At 68.6% G+C, this 23,537-nt stretch carries 21 protein-coding genes and 1 pseudogene; 10 read left to right on the top strand and 12 right to left on the bottom strand.

What is annotated here, in order from left to right; all coding sequences use genetic code 11:
* Positions 1-280: 280 nt before the first annotated feature.
* A complete protein-coding gene (locus ACIBQX_RS50235) occupies positions 281-1,213 on the top strand; it encodes a M23 family metallopeptidase (protein ID WP_397017800.1) in 933 nt (310 codons plus the stop codon).
* Positions 1,214-1,339: 126 nt separating this feature from the next.
* On the opposite strand, the gene ACIBQX_RS50230 is transcribed toward ACIBQX_RS50235, so the two are convergent.
* Both ACIBQX_RS50230 and ACIBQX_RS50225 read right to left on the bottom strand, forming a co-directional pair.
* Positions 1,340-2,404 (bottom strand): hypothetical protein, encoded by a 1,065-nt coding sequence (locus tag ACIBQX_RS50230; protein ID WP_397017799.1) that lies wholly within the window; start codon positions 2,402-2,404, stop codon positions 1,340-1,342.
* Positions 2,405-2,426: 22 nt separating this feature from the next.
* Positions 2,427-2,570: pseudogene (locus ACIBQX_RS50225) on the bottom strand (RNA polymerase subunit sigma-70); the annotation flags it as partial.
* 155 nt (positions 2,571-2,725) lie between these two features.
* On the opposite strand from ACIBQX_RS50225, the gene ACIBQX_RS50220 reads away from it, so the two are divergent.
* A complete protein-coding gene (locus ACIBQX_RS50220) occupies positions 2,726-3,613 on the top strand; it encodes a GNAT family N-acetyltransferase (protein ID WP_397017798.1) in 888 nt (295 codons plus the stop codon).
* A 64-nt stretch (positions 3,614-3,677) separates the two neighbouring features.
* Here ACIBQX_RS50220 and ACIBQX_RS50215 read toward each other — a convergent pair whose 3' ends face one another.
* On the bottom strand, positions 3,678-3,881 hold the full coding sequence (locus ACIBQX_RS50215; protein ID WP_397017797.1) for a hypothetical protein: 204 nt from the start codon (positions 3,879-3,881) through the stop codon (positions 3,678-3,680).
* A 40-nt stretch (positions 3,882-3,921) separates the two neighbouring features.
* Positions 3,922-4,074 carry a PhzF family phenazine biosynthesis protein gene (locus tag ACIBQX_RS50210; protein ID WP_397017801.1) on the bottom strand — a complete coding sequence of 51 codons (153 nt, stop codon included), beginning with the start codon at positions 4,072-4,074 and terminating at the stop codon, positions 3,922-3,924.
* Between the two features lie 178 nt (positions 4,075-4,252).
* Here ACIBQX_RS50210 and ACIBQX_RS50205 point away from each other — a divergent pair, with 178 nt between their 5' ends.
* Positions 4,253-4,636 carry a cell division protein SepF gene (locus tag ACIBQX_RS50205; protein WP_397017796.1) on the top strand — a complete coding sequence of 128 codons (384 nt, stop codon included), beginning with the start codon at positions 4,253-4,255 and terminating at the stop codon, positions 4,634-4,636.
* Here the strand turns inward: ACIBQX_RS50205 and ACIBQX_RS50200 are convergent.
* The 5 genes from ACIBQX_RS50200 to ACIBQX_RS50180 all read right to left on the bottom strand — a co-directional run bounded on the left by ACIBQX_RS50200 (position 4,633) and on the right by ACIBQX_RS50180 (position 11,813).
* Positions 4,633-5,964 (bottom strand): hypothetical protein, encoded by a 1,332-nt coding sequence (locus ACIBQX_RS50200; protein ID WP_397017795.1) that lies wholly within the window; start codon positions 5,962-5,964, stop codon positions 4,633-4,635. The genes ACIBQX_RS50205 and ACIBQX_RS50200 overlap by 4 nt on opposite strands.
* 107 nt (positions 5,965-6,071) lie before the next feature.
* Positions 6,072-7,799, bottom strand: coding sequence for an arginine--tRNA ligase (gene argS / locus ACIBQX_RS50195; RefSeq protein ID WP_397017794.1), 1,728 nt, complete (start codon positions 7,797-7,799; stop codon positions 6,072-6,074).
* Positions 7,796-10,066 carry an HAD-IC family P-type ATPase gene (locus tag ACIBQX_RS50190; RefSeq protein ID WP_397017793.1) on the bottom strand — a complete coding sequence of 757 codons (2,271 nt, stop codon included), beginning with the start codon at positions 10,064-10,066 and terminating at the stop codon, positions 7,796-7,798. The genes argS and ACIBQX_RS50190 overlap by 4 nt, the downstream gene beginning before the upstream one ends.
* A 43-nt stretch (positions 10,067-10,109) precedes the next feature.
* Positions 10,110-11,129 carry a phosphate acyltransferase PlsX gene (plsX, locus tag ACIBQX_RS50185; RefSeq protein WP_397017792.1) on the bottom strand — a complete coding sequence of 340 codons (1,020 nt, stop codon included), beginning with the start codon at positions 11,127-11,129 and terminating at the stop codon, positions 10,110-10,112.
* 114 nt (positions 11,130-11,243) lie between these two features.
* Positions 11,244-11,813, bottom strand: coding sequence for a DUF1707 domain-containing protein (locus ACIBQX_RS50180; RefSeq protein WP_397017791.1), 570 nt, complete (start codon positions 11,811-11,813; stop codon positions 11,244-11,246).
* 182 nt (positions 11,814-11,995) lie between these two features.
* On the opposite strand from ACIBQX_RS50180, the gene ACIBQX_RS50175 reads away from it, so the two are divergent.
* Both ACIBQX_RS50175 and ACIBQX_RS50170 read left to right on the top strand, forming a co-directional pair.
* Entirely contained in the window at positions 11,996-13,318 is a 1,323-nt protein-coding gene (locus ACIBQX_RS50175) for a KamA family radical SAM protein (RefSeq protein WP_397017790.1), read from the top strand.
* A 389-nt stretch (positions 13,319-13,707) separates the two neighbouring features.
* Positions 13,708-14,658: a hypothetical protein gene (locus ACIBQX_RS50170; protein WP_397017789.1), complete on the top strand. Its 951-nt coding sequence runs from the start codon at positions 13,708-13,710 to the stop codon at positions 14,656-14,658.
* 522 nt (positions 14,659-15,180) lie between these two features.
* Here ACIBQX_RS50170 and ACIBQX_RS50165 read toward each other — a convergent pair.
* The 3 genes from ACIBQX_RS50165 to ACIBQX_RS50155 all read right to left on the bottom strand — a co-directional run bounded on the left by ACIBQX_RS50165 (position 15,181) and on the right by ACIBQX_RS50155 (position 17,292).
* Entirely contained in the window at positions 15,181-15,336 is a 156-nt protein-coding gene (locus ACIBQX_RS50165) for a hypothetical protein (RefSeq protein WP_397017788.1), read from the bottom strand.
* Between the two features lie 161 nt (positions 15,337-15,497).
* Entirely contained in the window at positions 15,498-16,364 is an 867-nt protein-coding gene (locus ACIBQX_RS50160; RefSeq protein ID WP_397017787.1) for an ABC transporter ATP-binding protein, read from the bottom strand.
* A complete protein-coding gene (locus ACIBQX_RS50155; RefSeq protein WP_397017786.1) occupies positions 16,357-17,292 on the bottom strand; it encodes an ABC transporter permease in 936 nt (311 codons plus the stop codon). The genes ACIBQX_RS50160 and ACIBQX_RS50155 overlap by 8 nt, the downstream gene beginning before the upstream one ends.
* A gap of 472 nt (positions 17,293-17,764) precedes the next feature.
* On the opposite strand from ACIBQX_RS50155, the gene ACIBQX_RS50150 reads away from it, so the two are divergent.
* The 5 genes from ACIBQX_RS50150 (at position 17,765) to ACIBQX_RS50130 (ending at position 23,493) form a co-directional block, all read left to right on the top strand.
* On the top strand, positions 17,765-19,402 hold the full coding sequence (locus tag ACIBQX_RS50150; RefSeq protein ID WP_397017785.1) for an ABC transporter substrate-binding protein: 1,638 nt from the start codon (positions 17,765-17,767) through the stop codon (positions 19,400-19,402).
* Between the two features lie 128 nt (positions 19,403-19,530).
* Positions 19,531-20,475 carry an ABC transporter permease gene (locus tag ACIBQX_RS50145; RefSeq protein ID WP_397017784.1) on the top strand — a complete coding sequence of 315 codons (945 nt, stop codon included), beginning with the start codon at positions 19,531-19,533 and terminating at the stop codon, positions 20,473-20,475.
* The gene (locus ACIBQX_RS50140; protein WP_397017783.1) at positions 20,468-21,442 is read left to right on the top strand and encodes an ABC transporter permease; all 975 of its coding nucleotides are present in this window, start codon (positions 20,468-20,470) and stop codon (positions 21,440-21,442) included. Before ACIBQX_RS50145 ends, ACIBQX_RS50140 begins: the two co-directional genes overlap by 8 nt.
* Before the next feature lie 13 nt (positions 21,443-21,455).
* Positions 21,456-22,493, top strand: a complete 1,038-nt coding sequence (locus ACIBQX_RS50135) for an ABC transporter ATP-binding protein (RefSeq protein ID WP_397017782.1) — start codon at positions 21,456-21,458, stop codon at positions 22,491-22,493.
* Entirely contained in the window at positions 22,477-23,493 is a 1,017-nt protein-coding gene (locus ACIBQX_RS50130) for an ABC transporter ATP-binding protein (protein WP_397017781.1), read from the top strand. The genes ACIBQX_RS50135 and ACIBQX_RS50130 overlap by 17 nt, the downstream gene beginning before the upstream one ends.
* Positions 23,494-23,537 lie beyond the last annotated feature (44 nt).

The following is a 23,537-nucleotide window of genomic DNA, read 5'->3' as shown; positions in this document are numbered from 1 at the left end:
GAGGGTGTGGGAGAGTAGGTCACCGCCGGACAATCTTTCAGGTAGGGCTTCGACACTTTGGCTGTCGGGGCCCTTCCTGCTTTTTGGAGGGGGTTCCACGCCTGCGGGTGCGGAACCCCCTTTTTTTGCGTTCGAGGGCTCAGTCGCCGAACACCCATAGAGGGCGCATTGATCACGGTGCGTCCCTCTTTGGCTACGATGTCGACAAATATCAACTCTCTGGGTGAAGTATCGGTTAATACCCTGGACGTCCTGATCATCGGGATGGCAGCCTTTCCGCATGCGCATGAAGATCCTGATCGCGGGCCTCTGTGGCGTCGCTCTCCCTCTGGTGGGCATGAGCACCGCCGGCACCGCCAGCACAGCGGAGACGGAAGGCGTGCGCGCTGCCGCCCCCACGTTCCAGCTGCCCTTCCCCTGTAAGGAGACCTGGGTAGGCAGCACCGGCAGCTCGGCCCACACCAGCTATGAGATCGACTTCAACGGGTCGGCCACCGATGGCAACGGCGATGAGGGCAGGACTGTGGTGGCCGCCGCGGCCGGCAAGGTCGTGATGTCGGAGTACCGCACCACCGACGGCTTCGGGAACGTGGTGAAGATCCGCCACTCCGACGGCAGCGTCACCCTCTACGCCCACCTCAAGAAGCGTCGGGTCTCCAACGGCGCCAACGTCGCCCAGGGCCAGCAGATTGGCGAGCTCGGCAGGAGCTCGGCCAAGTACAAGATGGCCGCCCACCTGCACTACGAGCAGCGCAACTCCAGCGGGAAGATCGTCCGGGCGTCCTTCAACGGCGCCACCTTCGGGTACCCAGGCCAGAAGATCAAGTCCAACAACTGCGGAAGCGGCTCGACCCCGTCCAAGAGCACCTCGACCCAGACCAAGACGGGGTCGAACCCCTACAGCCCCGAGCGGATCTGCGGGTCCGGCTTCAAGCGCGTCGACTCCGCCAGCCTGGGCTCCCAGGGCAGCGTCTACCTGCTCTACTCCACCGCCACCGGCCAGAACTGCGTCACCGCCGTGCGCAAGAGCGGCAGCGGCAAGGCCAGCGCCCGCGCGTACCTGGAGGTCAAGGGTCACAAGCGCGTCACCGACGCCGGCTCCTTCCAGTACTACGCCGGCCCGGTCAAGGCCAAGGCACCGCGTACCTGCGTCAAGTGGGGCGGCGCCATCGGCTCGGCCATGTACGACAGCCCGTTCGAGCACTGCGACTGAGCACCGCGGCTGAGCACCCTGGCCCGGTTCCGCCAGGAGTGAGCCCGTACAGGCTGGACGGCGGCGGTCATCGCCGCCGTCCAGGCCGCGCCGTCACGGTCCCGGCTCCGGGATGCCTGGCCGCCGTCAGCAGAACGTGGAGCTGACCGCGTCCTGGGGCACCTCCGGCATGGCCTTGACGGTCTTGGTGGTCATCAGCGCTGTGCTGCCGCGCATGACCTCTGCCGTGTTGCCGTCCTCGCGCGTCATCTCCGTCCAACTGCGCCAGCCGAGGAAGCGGTACGTCTTCGGCTCGAAGACGAGCTCCTCCCGCTCCCAGGCGTCCGGCCTGTGATACCTGACAGAAACGCCCAGTCCGCGACGCCCCGCCGAGTCCGCCAGGTCGGGGATCAAGGTCGCGGTGGGCGACTGTGACATGGCCTGGAAGACCGTGGCACGCAGCCGGGAGTCGGCCAGTGGATTCTGCACCAGCTTGATCAGCCGCATGGTGACGGACCGTTCGATTTCGCGGTTGAGCCGGTGTGTGGCAGGGGGCTGTGCGGCGGCGGCCGTCTCGTCGGCGCGGATGCTGTCCACGAGTCGCTGAGGGTCCGCAGGTAGCTCGCCGATGGGGAGCGTGCCCGTGGTCGACGCCGTGCAGTGGCCGGCGCGCTGATACTCCACCTTCCCGGCCGCTCGGATGACGCGGTCGCTGGTGGACGCCGCGGTCCCGTACGTGACTCGTGCCAGGGCCCGGCCGGGATCGGAGACCGGCGTCCATATCTCCCTGCGCGCTTCCTGTGCGTGCTCGTGCCTGCCGCCGCCTCCTTCGAGGATGATCCCCCACCTGACGTCCTTGCGATCCTCGTACACGAACTGGCCCGGTCGGGGGTGCGGCTCCTTGGCGGACGCCGCTGCCGCGTACTGGAGCAGCTCGGCCGCGTTGGCGGGAGGCATGCTGAGGGGAGAGGTGACGTCGGTCCCGCCCACCATGGCTTCTGCGGTCATCGCGGCTGCCAGGCCGATGACGGCGCCGGTCCTGCGCGCGAGGGCGGAGAGGCGGCGTGGCCGTACAGGAGGGCTGAGCGGCTCCGTCGCGAGCAGGGCCCGGGCCCGGGCGGTCACGGCGGGGGCCGGGGCGGGGAGGCTGTCGTGGTACGCCCTGAACGGCTCGGGCGCGGGCGCTGGGACGGCCGGGGTCGTACCGGTCACGGCCGCGGAAGGCCCGCAGAAAGGTCTTGGCCGCGAGGTCGTCGGCCGCCTGTTCGCCCAGGCGCAGGTGTATGTAGCGATGGATGGTGTCGAAGTGGCGGTCGAAGAGCTCGCCGAACCGTTCGGGGTGACGCCGGGACTGCTCGATCACCTGGGCGTCGGTCATCGCCATGGCAGGTGGTCGTTCTTGTGGGAGGGCTTGTATGCACGCGGGCCTCTCGGTGGGTATGGCCGGATGCCCTTTGTTCGGCGATGGGCTGGTTCGTCTTCACACGGATATGCGGATGCGGGTGGGATGCGCGGTCCATGAGACTGCTGCGCATGGTCGACACGCGACGCTATGCCGGGCCCCGCGACCTGCGGGCGATGCAGGAGCTCACCAGCCGGATCTGGTCCCCGGAGTCCCGCTGGCATGTCGGGGATCTGGCCTGGGGGCGGTTCCAGCATGTGGGGCGCGAGGCTGAATGGCCGACCATGCTGTGGGACGCCGGCGGGCGGACGCTGGCGTGGGGGTGGATCGAGTTGCCGGGGCATCTTGAGCTGGCCGTCGATCCGGGTCGCCCGGAGCTGGCGGATGAGGTTCTGGGGTGGTTCGAGGAGACCGTACGCGACACCGATCGCAGCGTCGTCGTCTCCAGCGCCGAAACGCACCTGGTCGAGGCGCTGGAGCGGCGCGGTTACCTGCGGGCCGACGGCGGGCCGTTCTTCGTGCACCTGAGCCGGGACCTCCAAGCGCTGCCGGAGATCCGGCTGCCGGCCGGGTACGTGGCGCGGGCTGTGGGCGACGAGGACGTGCCGGGGCGGGTGCTGGCACATCGGGCTGCCTTCCACCCGTCGCGGGTCAGTGTGGAGAGCTACAGCGCCGTACGGGATGCCTGGCCGTACCGGCAGGACCTTGACCGGTGTGTGGTGGCGCCGGACGGGAGCGTCGCGGCCTACTGCCTGCTCTGGCTGGACGAGGCGGCCGGGGCGGCGAGGATCGAGCCGGTGGGCACCGTGCCGGAGCATCGCGGCCGGGGGCTGGCCGGGGCGGCGTGCTCGGCGGGGCTGCGCGCCGCGCGTGCGGCTGGGGCGGCGCTGGCGGTGGTGGCGCCGCGCGGCGACGACGCCTATCCCGTGCCGGCGCGGCTCTACCGCGGGCTCGGGTTCCAGGACAGGGCCCGGAGCCTGCACTTTCACGCCCACGCCGCAAGCGATGCGCAATCGTGACATGCGTGGAGGTGATTTGCGATCTGAATATGGGCAACCCCCGGGGTTAGTGGCTGTTGGGAGGCTAGATGTGCAAGGTGCCGGAGAGGACGGTGACGGCGCGTCCCGCGAGACGGACGCCGTCGCCGTCGAGCGCCTCCCGCACGACACCGCCCCAGGCCGGCCAGGACGAAGTGGCTTTGGCCGAGCACTCGACAAGTGTGGCGGGAGTCACTTTCGCAGCCCGGAAATCCATTGTGATCATGTCGTTGAGGTCGCGATTCACCATGAGGGCTCCGCCGCCGCGCGGAAATTGTCGGGGGCTGCCGTCATGATCGTCGAATACAGGATGTGGGTCGTGCCCCCGGCAGGCACGGCTCCGTGGCGGCCGACTGCGTCCACTCGTCGGCAATCGGATCCTCCAGCAGGCAGAGCGCTGCAGGATTACCCTTGAATGCTGTGCCGGTGAAGGCGTCCGCGATGAACGGACGCGTGAACCGACGCTAAACGAGCCCAGATATTGAGATGAAACCAGGACGCAAGCCGTACAAAATACAATTAGCGCTGGGCGTGTCGCAAGGCGAACACGGAATCGTCGGTTACCGTCCAATGTGTCGGGACGTGCCGATTGCGGTGAGTTCCTGAGGAAAGGACAAGCCGATGGGGGCAGTGCGTAAGGTAGCGGGCTACCTTGGCCTGAGCGGGATCGACCACTACGACGAGGGCTACGACGACGACGGGCAGTACGAAGAGGAGTACATGCCTGCGACCGAGAGGGCGGCTCGCAGGTGGCGCTCCAGCGCCGAGTCGTCACGGATCGTCATGGTCCAGCCGCTGAAGTACAACGACGCACCGTTGATCGGCCAGTACTTCCGCGAGGGTCAGACCGTGATCATGGATGTGACGGGGATGGCGATGCCGGAGGCGACCAGGATGGTCGACTTCGCCGCGGGGCTGGCCTACGGGTGCGAGGGACGGATCGAGCGCATCGCCGACCGGGTGTTCCTGCTGGCCCCGGCGCACGTGGAGATCGAGACGAGCTAGGCCGCGCGCGGGCCGCGACGGATCAGCCGGGAGAGTTCGGTGGAGTCGTCGGCGGCCTGCTTGGCGCGGCCTTCGGCTTCGCGGGCGTAGGCGTGCAGCGCCCACACCGCGCCGTCGGCCAGCTCCTTCAGCTCGCTGATCTGGGCGGCCACGTAGCGAGCGTCGGATTCGGCGGCCTTGCGCCGCCGCCAGTGCCGCCAACCCGCCAGGCCCAGCAGGGCCACTCCCGCCGCCGCGAGCAGCGGAGGGCCGAGCACCGCCGCCACCAGGCACGCCACACCTGCGACGATCAGCAGCGCCACGTCCCACGGGGGGCGGCGTGGCGTGGTGCCGGACAGGACGATCGCGGCCTCCGCGGCGGCCAGCGTGGTGGGGTCGGGGCCCTCCGGGTGGAGCTTGATGGGGTGGCCGAGCAGCGTCACGGTCACCGTGGCGGGCGGCTCCAGCCGGCAGTCGGCCTCCAGCTCCTCCGCGAAGCCGCGCAGTATCGGCCCGGCCACGTGCAGGGCGATGGCCGTCAGGTGCATGTCGGCGCCGGGGCGCAGGTCGTCGAGGAGATGCGAGCTGAGCGAGGCCAGCGGCCCCGGAGGGGTGCCCAGGCCGATCAGTGAGCGCAGCACCGCCAGCGGCTCGTCCTCGGCCCATGCCGTGGCCGGGCTGGCGGCGTCGTTGGTCAGCGTGGTGGAGGAGTCGTGGTCGGCCTGCCGGGTCGAGGTGATCTCCTCGCAGCGGGACCGCAGCCGGGCCAGCCGGGCGGCCGCCTGGGCGGGCCGGGCCAGCTCGGGGATCTCCGCCATCTCGGGGAAGTCGGTGAGAGAGGCCGGCACCACGACCGACGGCTCGCCGGGCACCAGAGCCTGCACCCACTGCTGCGGGTCGGCGTGCTCCTGCACCGCCAGCGCGTCCAGCTTGCGCAGCACGAAGATCTTGCCGGCCGGGCCGTAGGCGCCCCTGGCGGCGGCGAGCCACAGGGAGCGCTGGCCGTGGGTGACCGGGTGGTCGAGCGACAGGTCGCCGAAGGCGGTGCCGAGCCAGGAGGCGTGGACGCGGCTGCCGTGGCCCGCCACGGCCAGCGCCAGGCAGAGGAAGAGCGCCGTGCGCTGCTGGTCGCGGCCGGCCGCCTTGCTCAGCGGCTCCAGCGGGTCGTCCCCGCCGAGGATCGCCACCAGTGCCTCCACGGCGGGCGGCAGCCAGTGGCCGGGGATGTCGGCGAAGCCGGGCGCGGAGGGCGGCGCGGTGCCGTTGGCCGCCAGGTGCGACAGCAGCGCCTCCGCGTAGCGGCGAAGCTCCGCCGCTGCTTGGGGGCTCGCAGTCAGATCCGTGCTCAAGGCAGAGAACTCCCCCATGTCGGCCTCAGTTCATGACCGCGTAAAGCCTAACCCGGTGAGCGCGCCTTCGAGGCGGAGGCGCGCCCACGACGGGCCTAACGGCCTGCTTACATGCGGGCGGGGACCGGGACGCCCAGCAGGTCGAGCCCCGACTCCAGCACGCGCAGCGTCAGCGCGCACAGGGCCAGCCGATGTGCGCTGGTCTCGGCGTCGACGCCTTCCTTGACCACCGGGCACTGCTCGTAGAAGGTGCTGAACAGGCTGGCCGTCTCGAACAGGAACGCCGACAGCCGGTGCGGCTCGGAGTGGGTCGCGACCTGGCCGACGACCTCGCCGAAGCCCAGCAGGTGCAGCGCCAGCGCGCGCTCGGCGGGCTCGGCCGGGACGATGGACGCGGTGGCCTCCGACGGCTCCGTCCCGGCCTTGCGGAAGATCGAGCGGATCCGGGCGGTGGCGTACTGCATGTAGGGGCCGGTGTTGCCCTGGAAGGCCAGCATGCGGTCGAAGTCGAAGACGTACTCGGTGTCGTGGCCGACCGACAGGTCGGCGTACTTCACCGCGCCCATGCCCACCGCGTGCGCGATCTCCTCGCGGGTGGCCTCGTCGTAGCCGCGGTCGGCCAGCCGCTCCGAGGCCCGGTCGACGGCCTCCTGCAGCAGGTCGGCCAGCTTGACGGACTCGCCGGAGCGGGTCTTGAACCGGCGCCCGTCCTTGCCCAGCATCATGCCGATCTGCACATGCTGGGCGTGGACGGTCTCGGGGAGCCAGCCGGCCAGCCGGCCCGCGGCGAACACCATGCGGAAGTGCAGCGCCTGGTCGGCGCCCACGACGTAGAGGATGCGGTCGGCCTTGAGGTCGTGCACGCGGTAGCGGATGGCCGCCATGTCGGTGGAGGCGTAGCCGTAGCCGCCGTCGCTCTTCCTGATGATCAGCGGGAGCGGCTTGTCGTCGGAGCCGATGAAGCCGGGCGGGAAGACGCACAGCGCGCCGTCGCTGACGACGGCCACCCCGGCGGCCTCCAGGTCCTGGCAGGTCTTCTCCAGCATCGGGTTGTACATGCTCTCGCCGGCGATGTCGGCGTCGGTGAGCGTGACGCCGAGCATGGCGTAGATCTTGTTGAAGTAGCGGACGGTGGCGTCCATGAAGACGTGCCAGAGCCGCATGGTCTCGGGGTCGCCCGACTGCAGCGTCGTCACCCGGACCCGGGCGCGTGTCTTGAACGCCTCGTCGGACTCGAACTTGGCCCTGGCCGCCTGGTAGTACTCGGTGCCCTGGCCGGCTTCGAGCTGCGCGACGGCGGCCTCCTCGCCGATGTCGAGGAGGTGCTCGATGAGCATGCCGAACGGGGTGCCCCAGTCGCCCAGGTGGTTCTGCCTGACGACGTGGTTGCCGAGGCGCTCGTGGACGCGCGCCAGCGCGTCGCCGACGATCGTCGTGCGCAGGTGGCCGACGTGCATCTCCTTGGCCGCGTTGGGCGCGGAGTAGTCGATCACCACGGTCTGCGGCGGGGTGACGGTGGGGACGCCGAGGCGCTCGTCCGCGCGCATGCCGGTGGCCTCGCCGGCGATCCAGGAGTCGTCGAGCGTGATGTTGAGGAAGCCAGGGCCGCTGACCTCCACCGTGCCGGGGAAGCCGGTCAACGCCGCTCTGATCGACTCGGCGACCTCCCGCGGGGACCGTCGCAGGCGCTTGGCCAGGCTCATCGCGACGTTCGCCTGAAAGTCGGCGAACTGGGAGGGCCGGATCAGCGGGTCTGCGTCGGCGTGCTCGGAGCCGAACGCGGACGCCAGCGCCTGCTGGACGCGCTCGGTGAGCACTATCTGCGGGTCGGTCATGGTCTAAGGGTACCGGCGAGCCTGACCGCGATGCTGATCGCGGCGGCGGCCACCACGGAGATGCCGACGGCGGTCAGATCGTCGGCGAGATCGCCGGGCCGCAGCGCGAACAGGTCCCGGACGAACGGCAGCGCCAGGGCCAGCCCGAACAGCGCGGCCATGGCCGCGACCAGGATGATCCGCCACCGGTTGAGCGGCCTGGCGACCAGCACGAGCACCCACCAGGTGGTGAGGAAGAGCGCGAGCACCGCCGAGGTGCGGTCCTGCTCCAGGCTGCCGCTGCGAGCCGCCGCGTACGCCAGCAGCACGGCGACGGCGCAGATCACCCCGGCTGGCACGGCCAGCCGGAGCACCCGGGGCACGAAGCCGGAGCGTGCCCGGTCCAGCGTCGGCGCCAGGGCCAGGAACAGGGCGGGGAAGCCGATGGTCACCGCGTTCACCAGGGTCGAGTGCCGCGGCGTGAACGGGAACATCATCCCCAGAACGCCCGTCGCCAGGGAGAGCACGATGGCGTAGAAGGTCTTGGTGAGGAACAGGCCGGAGACCCGTTCGATGTTGGCCAGCACCCTGCGGCCCTCGCCGACCAGGTGCGGCAGCGTCGCGAACCGGTCGTCGAGCAGCACCACCTGAGCGACGGCCTTGGTCGCCGGGCTGCCCGCGCCCATCGCGATGCCCAGGTCGGCGTCCTTCAGCGCGAGGACGTCGTTGACGCCGTCGCCGGTCATCGCCACCGTGTGGCCGCGCGCCTGGAGGGCACCGACGAAAAGGCGTTTCTGCTGCGGGGTGACGCGGCCGAAGACGGTGTGGGTGTCGACCAGCTCGGCGAGCTCCTCCGGGTCGTCGGGCAGCGTGCGGGCGTCGACGGCGCGGTCGCCGCCGGGGATGTTCAGGCCGGTGGCGATGGCGGACACGGCGGCGGGGCTGTCGCCGGAGATGACCTTGACGGTGACGCCCTGCGCGGCGAAGTAGCGCAGCGTCTCCTCGGCGTCGGGCCTGATCCGCTGTTCCAGCGTGATCAGCGCGACGGGCTTGCACCCCTCCGGCGCCGACAGGCTGCTCGTACGGCACAGCGCGAGTACGCGGGCACCGGTGGCGGACAGCTCGGCGGCTTGGTCGTAGCCGTCGTCGCCGGGGGCAAGCAGGACGTCGGGCGCGCCCAGCAGCCAGGTCCCGTGCGGTCCGAAGTCGGCGCCGCTCCACTTGCGGGCGGAGGAGAACGGCACGGTGTCGAGCGCCTGCCAGGGTGCGGCGGGGTAGCTCGCCCGGATGGCCTGGGCGGTGCCGTTGGGCCGGCTGTCCGCGCCGGCCAGCGAGGCGAGCGCGTCCTCCACGGGCAGCCCGTCCCGCAGGGGCAGCACCCGGTCCAGCTTCATGCCGCCCGCGGTGAGCGTGCCGGTCTTGTCCAGGCAGAGCACGTCCACCCTGGCCAGGCCCTCGATCGCGGGCAGCTCCTGGACCAGGCAGCCGCGCCAGCCGAGCCGTACGACGCCGACGGCGAAGGCGATCGAGGTTATCAGCACCAGACCCTCGGGGATCATGGTGACGATGCCCGCGACCGCGCCGGTGATGGCGGTGCCGAAGTCGACCGAGTTGCGCAGCTGGCTGTACATGAGCAGAGCGCCGATCGGGATGACCAGCCAGGTGATGTACCTGATGAATCTGGCCACGCCGTCGCGTAACTCCGAATGCGCCAGGTGGAAGCGGCTGGCCTCCTCGGCCAGCCGTACGGCGTAGGCGTCGGCGCCGACGGCGGTCGCCGTGAACGCGCCGGTCCCGGCGACGGCGAAGCTGCCCGAGAGGACCCGGTCGCCCGGCCGCTTGTGCACCGGGTCGGCCTCGCCGGTGAGCAGCGACTCGTCGATCTCCAGCCCGTCGGACGCGACGACCTCGCCGTCGACCAGCAGGTGGTCGCCGGGGCCGAGCAGGATGAGGTCGCCGAGCACCACCTGGTGGGGCGGGATCAGCCGGTCCTGGCCGTCGCGGCGGACCGTCACGGGGCTCTGGCCGACGACCGCCAGCTTGTCGAGGGTGCGCTTGGCGCGCAGCTCCTGCACGATGCCGATCAGCACGTTGGCGACCATGATGAGGCCGAACACGCTGTCCTGCCACTCGCCGAAGATCAGGATGAGCGCCCACAACAGGCCGATGACCAGGTTGAAAAGGGTGAGGACGTTGGCTCTGACGATCGCGCTCAGAGACCTGCTCGACCGGCGCGGCACGTCGTTGGTCTTCGCCTCCGCGACCTGTGCGGATGTCAGCCCATGCACGCAGACCCCCCGATGTGCGAACGGGGCTTCACCCTACCGGGGGTCAGCGCGACCTGTGGGAGCGTTGGACGGTGGTCACCCGCTCGCCGATGCCGGCCACGAGGCCGGCCGATGACAGGTCGGCCGCGAGCCGGCAGGCGGCGCTGATGCTCTTGGCCTTGGCCGAGCCGTGCGCGATGACAACCGTGCCATTCAGGCCGAGCAGCACCGCGCCGCCCTGGGCCTCGGCGTCGAGGCGGTCGCTGAGCGCGCGCAGGCGGGGGCGCTGCATGAACGCGCCCAGCCTGGCCAGCGGGCTGCCGCCGATGGTCTGCCTGAGCTCGTCGAAGGCGTAGCGGACCGCGCCTTCCATGGTCTTGAGCGCCACGTTGCCGGTGAAGCCGTCGGTCGTGATCACGTCGGCCTTCCCGGTCAGCAGGTCGTAGCCCTCGACGTTGCCGACGAAGTGCAGGCCGGGTGCGGCCTCCAGCAGCTCGTGCGCCCGCCTGACGACCTTGCTGCCCTTCTCCGCCTCGCTGCCGATGGTGAGCAGGCCCACCCTGGGCGACTCGATGCCGTACGCCAGCTCGGCGTATGCGGCGCCCAGGTGTCCGAACTGCACCAGCACCTCGGGTTTGACCTCGGCGTTCGCGCCCGCGTCCAGGAGCAGCGTGGGGTGCGGCAGGGTGGGCAGGGCGACGGCGATGGCCGGTCGCAGCACGCCCTGCTGGGTCTTGAGCCGCAGTTTCCCGGTGGCGACGATGCCCGCGGTCGAGCCGGCCGACACCACCGACGACACGTCGCCGCGCCGCAGCAGGTGGCAGGCGATCGCGATGCTGGAGCGGGGGCGGCGCAGGCTGGCCAGCGCGCCCTCGTCCATGGCCAGCGCCTCCTCGGCGCGCACGATGGGGATCTCGTGGGTGGCGTCGAGCTCGGCGAGGGACTCGTAGAGCACCCGCGGGGAGCCGACGAGCACCACCCGCAGTCCACGCTCCCGTACGGCGTGCACGGCTCCCGCGACGATCTCGTGGGGTGCGTGGTCGCCGCCCATGGCGTCGAGCGCGATCGGCCTGCTGTCGGACAAATGGTCACCTCGTACGGCCAGCGATCCGGTTCGTGTCGCGTGGCCGGAGCGCGGTTGTGCCTGATGTCCGCATCGTAGGCACGGCCGACCTCAGGGTAACCGGTGGGTGGACCGTCAGGCGTCGCCGTGCAGGTTCCAGTCGGAGACGGTGCGGGCCACGATGACCTTGCCGAACGTGGCCTGGCCGACGACTCTGATCACCGGCCCGTCGCCGCCCGCGCCGCCGGAGACCTGCCGTTTGGCGAACAGCGCGCCCACCTCGTCGATGACCTGGGCGTTCGGCGGCACCCGGATGATCATTTTGGCGCAGAAGGCGCTGACGGACACCGTGATCTCGCGCCCCGGCAGGACGGCCTGGGACAGGTCCACGATGAGGGCGCCGAAGGTGGCCGCCAGATGGGTGTGCCGGGAGGCGATCCAGCGCCCGCGCTTGATGACCTTGCTGAACACGGCGTTGACGGTCTGCTGCTTGAGGGAGGCGGGAGTGCCCGTGTCGCCGGACAGCTGGGGGAGGTCGCGGGTCAGGGGGGCGAGCTCGCCCATGGTCTTGGCCGTGTACACGGCTTCGAGCCGGTCGGCGTGCTCGACGGTGGTCAGTCTGCCGGTGGCGTAGGCCTCGCCGAGCAGCGTGGCCACGTGGTCACGGTCGGCGTCGGAGGCTCGCAGGACGGGGTCGTCGGTCACGATGGCCAGTCTAGGTCGAATCACGATATGTCGTGAGTTCTTAGGTCACGAACCTCCCAAGAAACTTGGAGCTCACACGGAACCGTAGCCGTGGCGTGCCGCGTCCCGATATAAGAGCCCTAGACGCACGACGGGGGCCTGAGGTTTACAGCAGATCGAACAAAAAAGATGGGAACGGCCTAGTGATCTTGAACCAAGCAGGAACGCGACGCTTCCGGGCATACACGTCCAAGCATCTCGATGACCTCCTGCTGCGAGCTGGACTCGACGATGAGGAGAGGCTGAAGGTGCGCGCCGTCGCGACGGTGCTGCCCTTCCGGACCAACGCCTACGTCGTCGACGAACTCATCGACTGGTCGGCGGCGCCCGACGATCCCATATACCGCCTGGTCTTCCCGCAGGAGGACATGCTCCCCGCGGCCGACGTCGCCAGGCTGGCCGACCTTCTGAAGGCCGAAGCACCCAACGCCGAGATCCAGGCCGAGGCCAACAAGGTGCGAGCCCAGCTCAACCCGCACCCCGCAGGCCAGAAGGAGCTCAACGTCCCGCGCATCGGCGACGAGCCCGTGCCCGGCCTGCAGCACAAATATCCGGAGACCGTGCTCTTCTTCCCCAAGCAGGGGCAGACCTGCCACGCCTACTGCACTTACTGCTTCCGCTGGGCCCAGTTCGTCGGCGACGCCGATCTGAAGTTCGCCTCCGACGACATCGACCAGATGGTCGGCTACATCCGCCAGCATCCCGAGGTCACCAGCGTCCTGATCACCGGCGGCGACGCCATGATCATGGGCGAGTCGGTGATCAGGCGCTACATGGGCCCGCTGATCGAGCTGGAGCAGTTGGAGTCCATCAGGATCGGCACCAAGGCGCTGGCCTACTGGCCGCAGCGCTTCGTCACCGATCCCGACGCGGACGCCACGCTCGGCCTGTTCGAGGAGGTCGTGCGGTCGGGCAAGAACCTCGCGTTCATGGCCCACTTCTCACACCCGCGCGAGCTGGAGTCACCGCTGGTGGAGTCCGCGGTCCAGCGCATCCTCGGCAGCGGGGCGACGATCAGGACTCAGGCGCCGCTCATCAGGTCCATCAACGACGACCCCGCCGTGTGGACGGCCATGTGGCGCAGGCAGCACGCGATGGGGATGATCCCCTACTACATGTTCATCGAGCGTGACACCGGTCCTCAGGACTACTTCGCGGTGCCGCTCGCCCGTGCGTACGAGGTCTTCAGGGACGCCTACGCGAGCGTGTCCGGGCTCTGCCGGACCGTACGGGGACCGTCCATGTCGGCGACGCCCGGCAAGGTGTGCGTCGACGGCGTCACCGAGATCGACGGTCAGCGTTATTTCGTGCTCCACCTGATCCAGTCGCGCGATCCCGCGCTGGTGGGGCGGCCCTTCTTCGCCCACTACGATCCGTCGGCGGTCTGGCTGACGGACCTGCGGCCGGCATTCGCCGACCGTTTCCCGTTCGAGGTCTCCACTGAGGACGCCCTCCTGCCGGTCTGAGCGGTCAAGCGCGTCTACCGCAACCGGAAAATCTGCGCCCCCGGCCCGCGACATTTGTTTGTCGACGCTTGTTGACGGGCCGTGTGGGCGCGCTTCCATGTCGGCGGAGACGTCCGCTGAATAACCGAAATAGCCTCCTGCTATTTCCCGACTTGTCCTCTCGCTCATTACCCTTACGCCGTTACGTAACTTGCCCACAAAGCCCGTGTCACGCAGGCTTTTAGTGGCCGACGCGGACCTTCCGAGGGTGATAGAACTGCGTCAGTAGCTCAGCCGGGACGACGTGCTTCGTGTGGTGCCCATAGCGCGTACGCCACGGCATTCGGGGGTTATCGATTCGCATTTCCACTGCATTCGAGCGCGATCGATCACGAGCCGGGAAGGCAATCATGAAACGTGTAATCAAGACGGCGGTCGCCGTCACATCATTTGGGCTGGCGGCGGCTCTGGCCGCGCCGGTCCACGCCGAGGTCAACGACCACGGCGTCAACCACGCACCCAGTGACGACCCCATCGGCGGCCTGCTCGGCGGGGACGACGGAGGCATGGGGAACCTGCTCAGCCAACTCACGGGCGGAGGGGTGCTCGGCGGTCTGCTCGGCGGCGGCGCCCTTCCACTCGGCGGTCAGGTGGACGACGCAGAGGACCAGGCCGAGTACATGGGCGGTCCCAACTCCTACGAGGACATCACCCCCGACTCCGAGCCGAGGCCCGAACTCGGCCCCAAGGTCGCCGGCCTGCCCTTGGGCGGCGAGCTGCTGGGCAACCTGCCCGCACTCGGCGGCATGGTGCCCGGTGGCACAAAGCCCGGCGGCGCCTCCCGCATGGCGGCGCCCGGCGGCGTCAAGCAGGTCCAGAGCTTCCAGGTCAAGGCCGCCGAGCAGCAGACGCTGCACGGCGCCTTCGCCTCGGTGGCCGACCTGGTGGAAGGCTCCCTGGGCGGTGCGATGGCCCAGCTGTCCAGCACCAGCCTGCTGCCCGACACCACCGGCACCACCAGCAGGACGATGAACGGCACCACCCAGGGCGTCGGCAGCCTGTCCATGGAGAGCACGGTGGCCGGCCTATCCGAGGCGGCCAGGCACGCGCTGCCCGCCGCCTCCAACGGCAAGCTGGCCCCGCTGATCGGGCGGGTGGTCCCGGCCGAGCTGGCGCCGCTCGTCGAGGTGCTTCCTGGCGCCACGCAGCTCGCCGCCATCGACGAGATCTCTCCTCTCATCGAGGACGCCTCCACGGTCGTCTCCGCCAACGGGACCAAGGCCGCCGGGATCTACGCCGACGCGATCACCTCGCTGGGCTGGACCACGGCCGCGCTGACCAGCCACGTCACGGGCCGCTAGGTCGCTGAGGTCGCTTCGGTCGCTGCGGTCACGCGTTACTGCGGCCACCGAGGTCACCGCGGTCACTGCCGACCCCTATCGAACAGCGTGTTGAACGCCGGCCGGCCGGCGGCGATGCGGCGGTTCGCGAGCGTCAAAGGTGCCGACGTCTCGTAGACCACCGCGCCGCGGGAAGGTGGCGTTCACGCGCGACAGGTGCCCTTCGGCGGCGCGTCTCACGCGCCGGGGACACCGTCGCACCGGACGCGTCAAGCCTTCGAAGCCCCCTGAGATGCCAGGGCGTCGAAGCCTGACGCGTGCGGGTCAAGAGCCCTCGCGACAGCGAGCGAGCTCACCCCCAAGCCGGGCGGCCAAGCCCGGCCGGACTCGTGCGGCGCCGCTACTTGCAGGGCAGCGTCGCCGCCGAGCCCCACCCGCCGCCGGCCCCGAGAGGGCCGGCGGCCTTGTCGTTTCCGTCAGGCCGACCGGACCGTCAGGCCGACCGGGCCGTCAGGGCCGTCAGGCGGGGCTGGATCGTTGTCGTCAGGGCAGTCGGATCCCCGTGCGGCGAGCGATCTGGGCCTGCAGGCGCGCCATCTGCCAGTGCAACTCGAGCAGCTGCTCAGCCAGCTGCGTCCGCGGGATCTCGGACACGTCCTCGGTGTCCAGGTGGTCGATCGCGGCCGAAAGCTCGCCCATCGCGTCCCCCACTCCATCGCCGTTCCCATGCTCGAACCGACGTTCGAATCCTATCGGACACGGGTTGGCGATGTCAGTCTCTTACGCCACACCTGACTCGGTTTTCGCACACAACAGCGAATGAAGTGGCACGGGAGGATCGGTTCAGTGGCAGTACGGGACTAGCCCTTGGTGTAGGCGGCGAGGACCTCTTTGGGGTCGCCGTCCATCTTGATCTTCCCCTTGTGCAGCCAGATCACCCGGTTGCACGTCTGCTCGATCACCCGCAGGTCGTGGGCGACGAGGAAGACGGTGCCGGCGGACTCGCGGATCTGGCGGATGCGCTGCTCACTCTTCTTGCGGAACTCACGGTCGCCCGTCGCCAGTGCCTCGTCGATGAGGAGCACGTCGTGGGTCTTGGCCGAGGAGATCGCGAAGCGCAGGCGGGCGCCCATGCCGGAGGAGTAGGTGGACATCGGCAGCTGGACGAACTCGTCGATGCCGGAGAAGTCGACGATCTCTTGGTACTTCTCGCGTACCTCGGCCGGGGTCATGCCCATCGCGTAACAGCCGAGGACGATGTTGCGCTCGCCGGTGAGCTCGCGCATGAGCGCGGCGTTGACGCCGAGCAGGGACGGCTGCCCGTCGGTGTAGACGGCGCCCTCGTGCGGCGGCAGCAGGCCGGCGATGGCGCGCAGCAGCGTCGACTTGCCGGAGCCGTTGCGCCCCACGACGCCGATCGCGTCCCCGTGATAGGCCACGAAGGACACGCCCTTGACGGCGTGCACCTCTTTCATCTCCGGCCGGCCCTGGCGCTTGAGAATGCGCGTGAGGGCGTTGACCGCGTTGCCCTTCTCGCTCTCCGACGCCGCGCCGTAGACGCGGTAGACGATGTGCAGGTCGTCGACGATGACGGTCGGCGTACCGGTGGGTGCGTCCAAGGGGCCCTTCGCCGGAGGCTCCGGGTTGGGGTGCACCCTGACGTCCTTGCCGCGGACGGCGGGCTCCTTACCCTTCACCTGTGACAGCTCCTTGGTCAGTTCAGCCACGCCCGTACCTCTCCTCGGCTCGCCAGAAGTACCAGAAACCGAAGCCGAGTGCGAACACTGCCCAGAATACGCAAGAGACCCACACCATTGTCGGGGGGTGGTGCCCCACCGAGTCGTTGTAGGTGCCGATGAGGATCTCCCGCATCCACTCGATGTAGGAGGCCGCCGGATTGAGGTACATCACGTTGGCGACCCACTGCGGGAGTTCGAGGCTGCCGACCACCTTCTCCTGGATGGAGAAGAAGACTCCGGACGCGTAGAGCCAGGTGCGGGTGATGAAGGGCAGGAGCTGGTTGAGATCCCGCATGGAGGAGCCCAGCCGGGCTATGACCAGTCCCGCGCCGACGTTGAACATCGTCTGCAGCAGCAGCACGATCGGGATCATGAGCCAGTACCAGTTGGGCGCCTCGCCGGTCATCACCACGATCAGCCCGAGGACGCCCATGGAGATGGCGAGCTGCTGCAACTCCTGGATCGTGTAGGCGAGGGGCAGTGCGGCCCTGGGGAAGTGCAGGGCGCGGATCAGCGAGAGGTTGCTGGAGATCGATTTGGCACCCGCGGTGAAGCTTCGCTGCGTGTAGGTGAAGACGAACATCCCTGTCAGCAGGAAGGCGGGGTAATTGACGATGTCGCCCTTGCCGCCGAGGATGAGGCCGAACATCACGTAGTAGATGGCGGCGTTCAGCAGCGGGGTCAGCACCTGCCAGAGCTGGCCGAGCGCGGAGCTGGAGTATTTCGAGACGTTGCGCGACGTGGCGTACGTCAGGATGAAGTGTCGCCGCTCCCAGAGCTGGCGAACGTAGACATGGAACCTCGGCCGCGCGATGGCGCGGCGAAGACCGTATCTCTGGGCGAGCTTGGCCAGCGGCTCCTGCGCGCTTCGGCCGCCCGCCTGGGCGTCCGCGACAGCGGATTCCGGCTGGCTCATGGCAAGGACTCTATTGGATCCGGGTGGTTGGGGTGCCTGCCACAGCGGACTGCGGCGACAGTTGGACGGACGCTCGGGGTGCTCGGTTCCAAGGCACCGTCAAGAGTCGCTCAACCGTAGCTCAGCGGCGGCGTCCGCGTCGGCAACGGCGCGAGCACCGTCTGGTAAGAGGTAATTTTCATCGTGCGTTCACGTCCTGGCCTATACCTGTCTGACCGTTTCGTTCGGTCTGGGGTCGTTTGGTGGGTATGGGTGTGACGCTGCATAGGCGCACGTGTGACCGAACTGCAACGCGCCAGAGACTCGCTGGTGGCAAGTAGTAAGGGATAGTCGCGATCGACTGGCAGGGCGTCAGCTGGTTTGACCAGGTCAGCCAAATCCGGGGATTCACCAGGAACCCCCCGTCAGGCTGCTCACGATCAACGCAGCTCAGGGCTTACGTCCACTTGGTTAGAGGGAGGATTTTTTTACCATGCGTGTTACTAGAGGCGCACGGATCGTCGCCGGTACCGCGCTGCTCGCCCTCGCGGTCGCCGCGTGTGGCGGCGGTGCCACCCAGTCTGGCGACTCCGCGACGGGTGGCGGCGACACGCCGGTCCGCATGGAGCTGGGCGAGCCGCAGAACCTGCTGGTTCCCTCCAACACCACCGAGTCCGAGGGCGCCGAGGTGCTCGCCGCGGTGTTCGAGCCCCTGGTGAACTACAACGACAACAAGGAGGCGGTCGAGGCCGCCGCCGAGTCGATCACCAGCGATGACAACATCACCTGGACGATCAAGCTCAAGCCGGGCTACACCTGGCACAACGGTGAGCCGCTGGTCGCCCAGAACTACGTCGACGCGTGGAACTACGCGGCCAACCAGGACAACGCCCAGGGCGCCGGCTACTTCTTCGGCCGCGTCGAGGGCTACGCCGACCTCAACCCCGGTGAGGGCAAGGAAGTCACGACCAAGGAGATGTCGGGTCTCAAGGTCGTCGACGACACCACCTTCACCGTCAAGCTGGCGGCTCCGTTCTCCCAGTTCAAGGTGATGCTCGGCTACACCGCGTTCTACCCGCTGCCCAAGGCCGCCTTCGGCGCCGACGGCAAGGTCACCGCGGCGTACGGCGAGCAGCCCATCGGTCAGGGTCTGTTCAAGCTCGACAAGCCCTACAAGAAGGGCACCGACCAGAGCATCGACATGACGGTGTACGACAAGTACCCCGCCACGAAGCCGAAGGGCTGGACCAAGCTCCAGTTCAAGCTCTACAACAGCTCCGAGACGGCCTACAACGACCTCCAGGCCGACAACGTGGACATCCACGACGCGCTGCCCGCCTCGGCGATCGCCAGCGCGAAGACGGCCCTCGGCGACCGCTACCAGGACCAGCCGGACGCCGGTGTCGGCTACATCGGCTTCCCCCTGCAGTACAACGACGAGTACAAGGACATCAAGGTCCGCGAGGCCATCTCGATGGCCATCGACAGGAAGACCATCGCCGAGACGGTCTTCTCCGGCACCCGTGCCCCCGCCGACGACTTCATCAACCCGGCCATCGCGGGCTACCGTCAGGGCGCCTGCGCGGCCTGCACCTACGACCCGGGCAAGGCCAAGGAGCAGTACGCCGCGGCCAAGGGTCCGGCGAAGCTGGAGCTCGGCTACAACGCCGACGGCGGCCACAAGGAGTGGATCGAGGCCGTCGCGAACAACCTGCGCGCCAACCTCGGTGTCGAAGTGACCGTCAAGCCGTTCGAGAAGTTCGCCAACATCCTCGACGACCTTGACGCCAAGAAGTACCAGGGCATGTTCCGCATGGGCTGGGCGATCGACTACCCGTCGGCCGAGAACTACCTGTCGCCGATCTTCTCGACCGGCGCGATCAAGACGGGCTCCAACTACGCCGGCTACTCCAACAAGGAGTTCGACGACCTGGTCGCCAAGGGTGACCAGGCGGCGACGGCCGAAGAGGGCCTGAAGTTCTACCAGCAGGCGGACGACGTCCTGATCAAGGATCTCCCGTACGTTCCGGTGTACTTCTACCGGAACAACTCCGGCTACTCGAACAAGGTCAAGAACGTAAAGATCAACCTGCTCAACCAGGTTGAATGGGCCGAGGTCGAGAAGGCCTGACATTGTTTTCGGAGGGTGGGCGACACTGGCGTCCCACCCTCCGGGAGCCCGCTTCGAAGGCAGTCGCCCTGGGCCCGAGTTGACCCTGGTTCCCAGGCACTGCCTTCTGGCATGTACGGGAGACTTGTATGGGCCGATACATCATCAGGCGCCTCATCCAGGCGATACCAGTCCTGCTGGGCGCCACCCTGTTCATCTTCGCGATCGTCTTCGCACTGCCCGGTGACCCCGTGGCGTCGCTGGCCGGCGAGAAGAGGCTGGACCCGACCATCGTCGCGATCATTCGCGAGCAGTACCACCTCGACGATCCGCTGCTGCTGCAGTACTGGTACTACATCAGCGGCATCTTCCTGCGCGGCGACTTCGGCGAGACCTTCGCGGGTGTCCCCGTCACTCAGTTGCTGGCGGGCAAGCTGCAGGTCACGCTCAACCTGGCGCTGGTCGCACTCGTCCTCGAAGCCGTCATCGGCGTCCTGCTGGGCCTGTGGGCGGCGCTGCGCCGCGGCAGGGCCACCGACACCGCGATCCTCGCCTCGACGCTGCTGCTCATCTCAGTCCCGACGCTGGTCAGCGGTTTCGTCCTGCAGTTGTGGCTGGGCGTCTGGCTCAAGCAGACCGTGGGCTTCGAGGTCTTTCCGATCGCGGGTGTCTCACAGGGGCTGAAGTCCTATCTGCTGCCAGGGTTCGTGCTGGCCGGAGGGTCGATCGCATATCTCACCCGGCTCACCAGAACGAGCCTGGTGGAGACACTGAGATCCGACTACATCCGCACCGCCACGGCCAAGGGCCTGTCCAGGCGCAGAGTCGTCGGCAGGCACGGGCTGCGCAACGCGCTGATCCCGATGGTCACCTATCTGGGAGCCGACCTCGGCGCCCTCATGGGCGGCGCGGTGATCACCGAGACGATCTTCAACCTGCCGGGCATCGGCTTCCAGCTCTATCAGGGCGTTTACCTGCGCGAGCAACCGATCGTCGTGGGTATCGTGACCATCCTGGTATTGGTGTACATCGTGGCGAACCTGGTTGTCGACATGTTGTACGCAGTGCTCGACCCGAGGATCCGCTATGAGTGACACGCCACAGGCCGGGCCTGTGCCCCAGGACACGCAGACGCTGACGACGGACGAGAAGGCCACGGCGGGTCCGCCGCAGGCCGAGGGCGGCAAGAAGAAGGCGGCCCGCTCGGCGAGCCTGTGGAGCGACGCCTGGTACGACCTGCGCCGCAGGCCGATGTTCATCTTCTCGCTGATCCTCATCGCCATTCTGCTGGTCATGTCGTTCTGGCCATCGCTGTTCACCTCGATCGACCCGCTCGACGCGCGCACCTGCGAGCTGTCCACCGCCCGTCAGGGGCCGAGCCCCGGTCACCTGTTCGGCCGCGACAGCCAGGGCTGTGACGTGTACGCCAGGACCATCTACGGCGCGAAGAACTCGATCATCATCGGGGTCACCACCACGGTCATCACCGCGCTGGTGGGCGGCCTGCTCGGCCTCATCGCGGGCACCCGGGGCGGTCTCACCGACACGATCACCTCCCGGATCACCGAGGTCTTCTTCGCCATCCCCGCGATCCTGGGCGCGCTGCTCATCACGGCGACGTTCCGGGGCGCCGACCTGGGCATCTGGCTCGTGGTGATCGCGCTGTCGGTGCTGGCCTGGCCGATGACGTTCCGCATCATGCGGGCCGCCGTCCTCACGGCCAGAGGCCAGGACTTCGTGCTGGCCGCACGGGCGCTGGGCGCGGGGCAGAGCCGGATCATGTTCAAGCACCTGCTGCCGAACGCGGTCGCTCCGGTGATCGTCGTGGCCACCATCAACCTGGGCGTGTTCATCGCGGCCGAGGCCGCGCTGTCCTTCCTGGGGGTCGGCGTCCAGTCGCCCGACATCTCATGGGGTCTGATGATCGCCGACGCCCGCGCGCGGTTCCTGGAGGCGCCGTTGCCGCTGGTGTTCCCCGCGGTGTTCCTGAGCGTCACCGTGCTCGCGTTCATCATGATGGGCGACGCCGTACGCGACGCGCTCGACCCGAAGCTCAGGTAGGAGGGGGGATCAAGTGAGAAAGACATCGCTGGAGGAGTTGCCCGCCGAGGGAGGGCAGGGCAACGGTCCCCTGCTCGAAGTCGTCGACCTGCACGTGGAGTTCGCCACCCGCGCGGGCGTCGTACGGGCGGTCAACGGGGTGAGCTACTCGCTCAACCCCGGCGAGACGGTCGCCGTGCTGGGCGAGTCCGGCTCGGGCAAGTCCGTGACGGCCCAGGCCATCATGGGCATCCTCGACGTGCCGCCGGCGCGCGTCCCCAAGGGGGAGGTCCGCTTCCACGGCACCGACCTGCTCAAGCTCTCGGAGGAGGCGCGCACCCAGGTGCGTGGCCAGCGCATCGCGATGATCTTCCAGGACGCGCTCTCCGCGCTCAACCCGGTCTTCACCGTGGGCTGGCAGATCAGCGAGATGTTCCGGGTGCACCGCGGCATGTCCAGGCGTGACAGCCTGGTCAAGGCCGTCGAGCTGATGGATAAGGTGCGCATCCCGGCCGCCAAGCAGCGCGTCAACGACTATCCGCACCAGTTCTCCGGGGGCATGCGGCAGCGCATCATGATCGCCATGGCGATCGCGCTGGACCCCGAGGTGCTGATCGCGGACGAGCCGACCACCGCGCTCGACGTGACGGTCCAGGCGCAGATCATGGAGCTCCTCGCGGAGCTGCAGCGCGAGAGCAACATGGGCATGATCCTGATCACGCACGACCTCGGCGTCGTCGCCGACGTCGCCGACAAGATCGCGGTCATGTACGCCGGGCGCATCGTGGAGAACGCCTCCGTGCACGACATCTACAAGGCGCCCGCCCACCCGTACACGAAGGGCCTGCTGGAGTCGATCCCCAGACTCGACCACAAGGGCCACGAGCTGTACGCCATCAAGGGGCTGCCGCCGAACCTGCTCGACATGCCGACAGGCTGCGCTTTCCATCCGCGGTGCCCCTACCGCCAGGACAACTGCGTGACCGACGCCCCCCCGCTCTACGAGATCGGCGGCGCCCGTAACAGTGCCTGCCACTACTGGAGGGAGGTCCTCGATGGCGACCAAGGGTGAGCGCATCCTCGAGGTTCGCGATCTGGTCAAGCACTTTCCCCTGACCCAGGGGATCGTGATGAAGAGGCAGATCGGCGCCATCAAGGCCGTGGACGGCGTCTCGTTCGACCTCCACAGGGGTGAGACGCTGGGCATCGTGGGCGAGTCGGGTTGCGGCAAGTCCACGCTGGCCAAGCTCCTCATGGCGCTGGAGCGGCCGACCTCCGGCTCGGTCATGATCGGCGGCCGCGACATCGCCAAGGCCAAGGGCGGCGAGCTCAAGCGGATGCGCCGCAACATCCAGATGGTGATGCAGGACCCGTACACCTCGCTGAACCCGCGGATGACCGTCGGCGACATCATCGGTGAGCCGTTCGACATCCACACCGAGGTGGCGCCCAAGGGCGACCGCGCCCGCAAGGTGCAGGAACTGCTGGAGGTCGTGGGCCTCAACCCCGACTACATCAACCGCTATCCGCACCAGTTCTCCGGCGGCCAGCGCCAGCGCATCGGCATCGCCCGTGGGCTGGCGCTGCAGCCGGACATCATCGTCTGCGACGAGCCGGTCTCCGCGCTCGACGTGTCGATCCAGGCACAGGTCATCAACCTGCTGGAGCGGCTGCAGGACGAGTTCAACCTGGCGTACATCTTCATCGCCCACGACCTGTCGGTGGTGCGCCACATCTCCGACAGGGTCGCGGTGATGTATCTCGGCAAGGTCGTCGAGATCGGCAACGACGTCGACATCTACGACAAGCCGGCGCACCCGTACGCCCAGGCCCTGCTGTCGGCCGTGCCGGTCCCGGACCCCGAGGGCCGGGAGCAGCGCGAGCGGATCATCCTCCAGGGTGACCCGCCCTCGCCGGCCAACCCGCCGTCGGGCTGCCGGTTCCGCACCCGGTGCTGGAAGGCGCAGGAGATCTGCGCGACGGAGGAGCCGTTGCTGCAGATCAGGCCCGGCACCACGCACGAGAGCGCGTGTCACTTCGCCGAGACGCACGACGTGGTCCACGTCAACTAGTCAGGCGCGAAGCAGTCAGGCGCCGAGTAGTCAGGCGCCGAGGC

The organism is Nonomuraea sp. NPDC049714 (assembly GCF_044465295.1).
Taxonomy (GTDB): domain Bacteria; phylum Actinomycetota; class Actinomycetes; order Streptosporangiales; family Streptosporangiaceae; genus Nonomuraea.
Note: the sequence above shows the minus strand (reverse complement) of the source record. Positions and strands in the feature narration are given on the sequence as shown.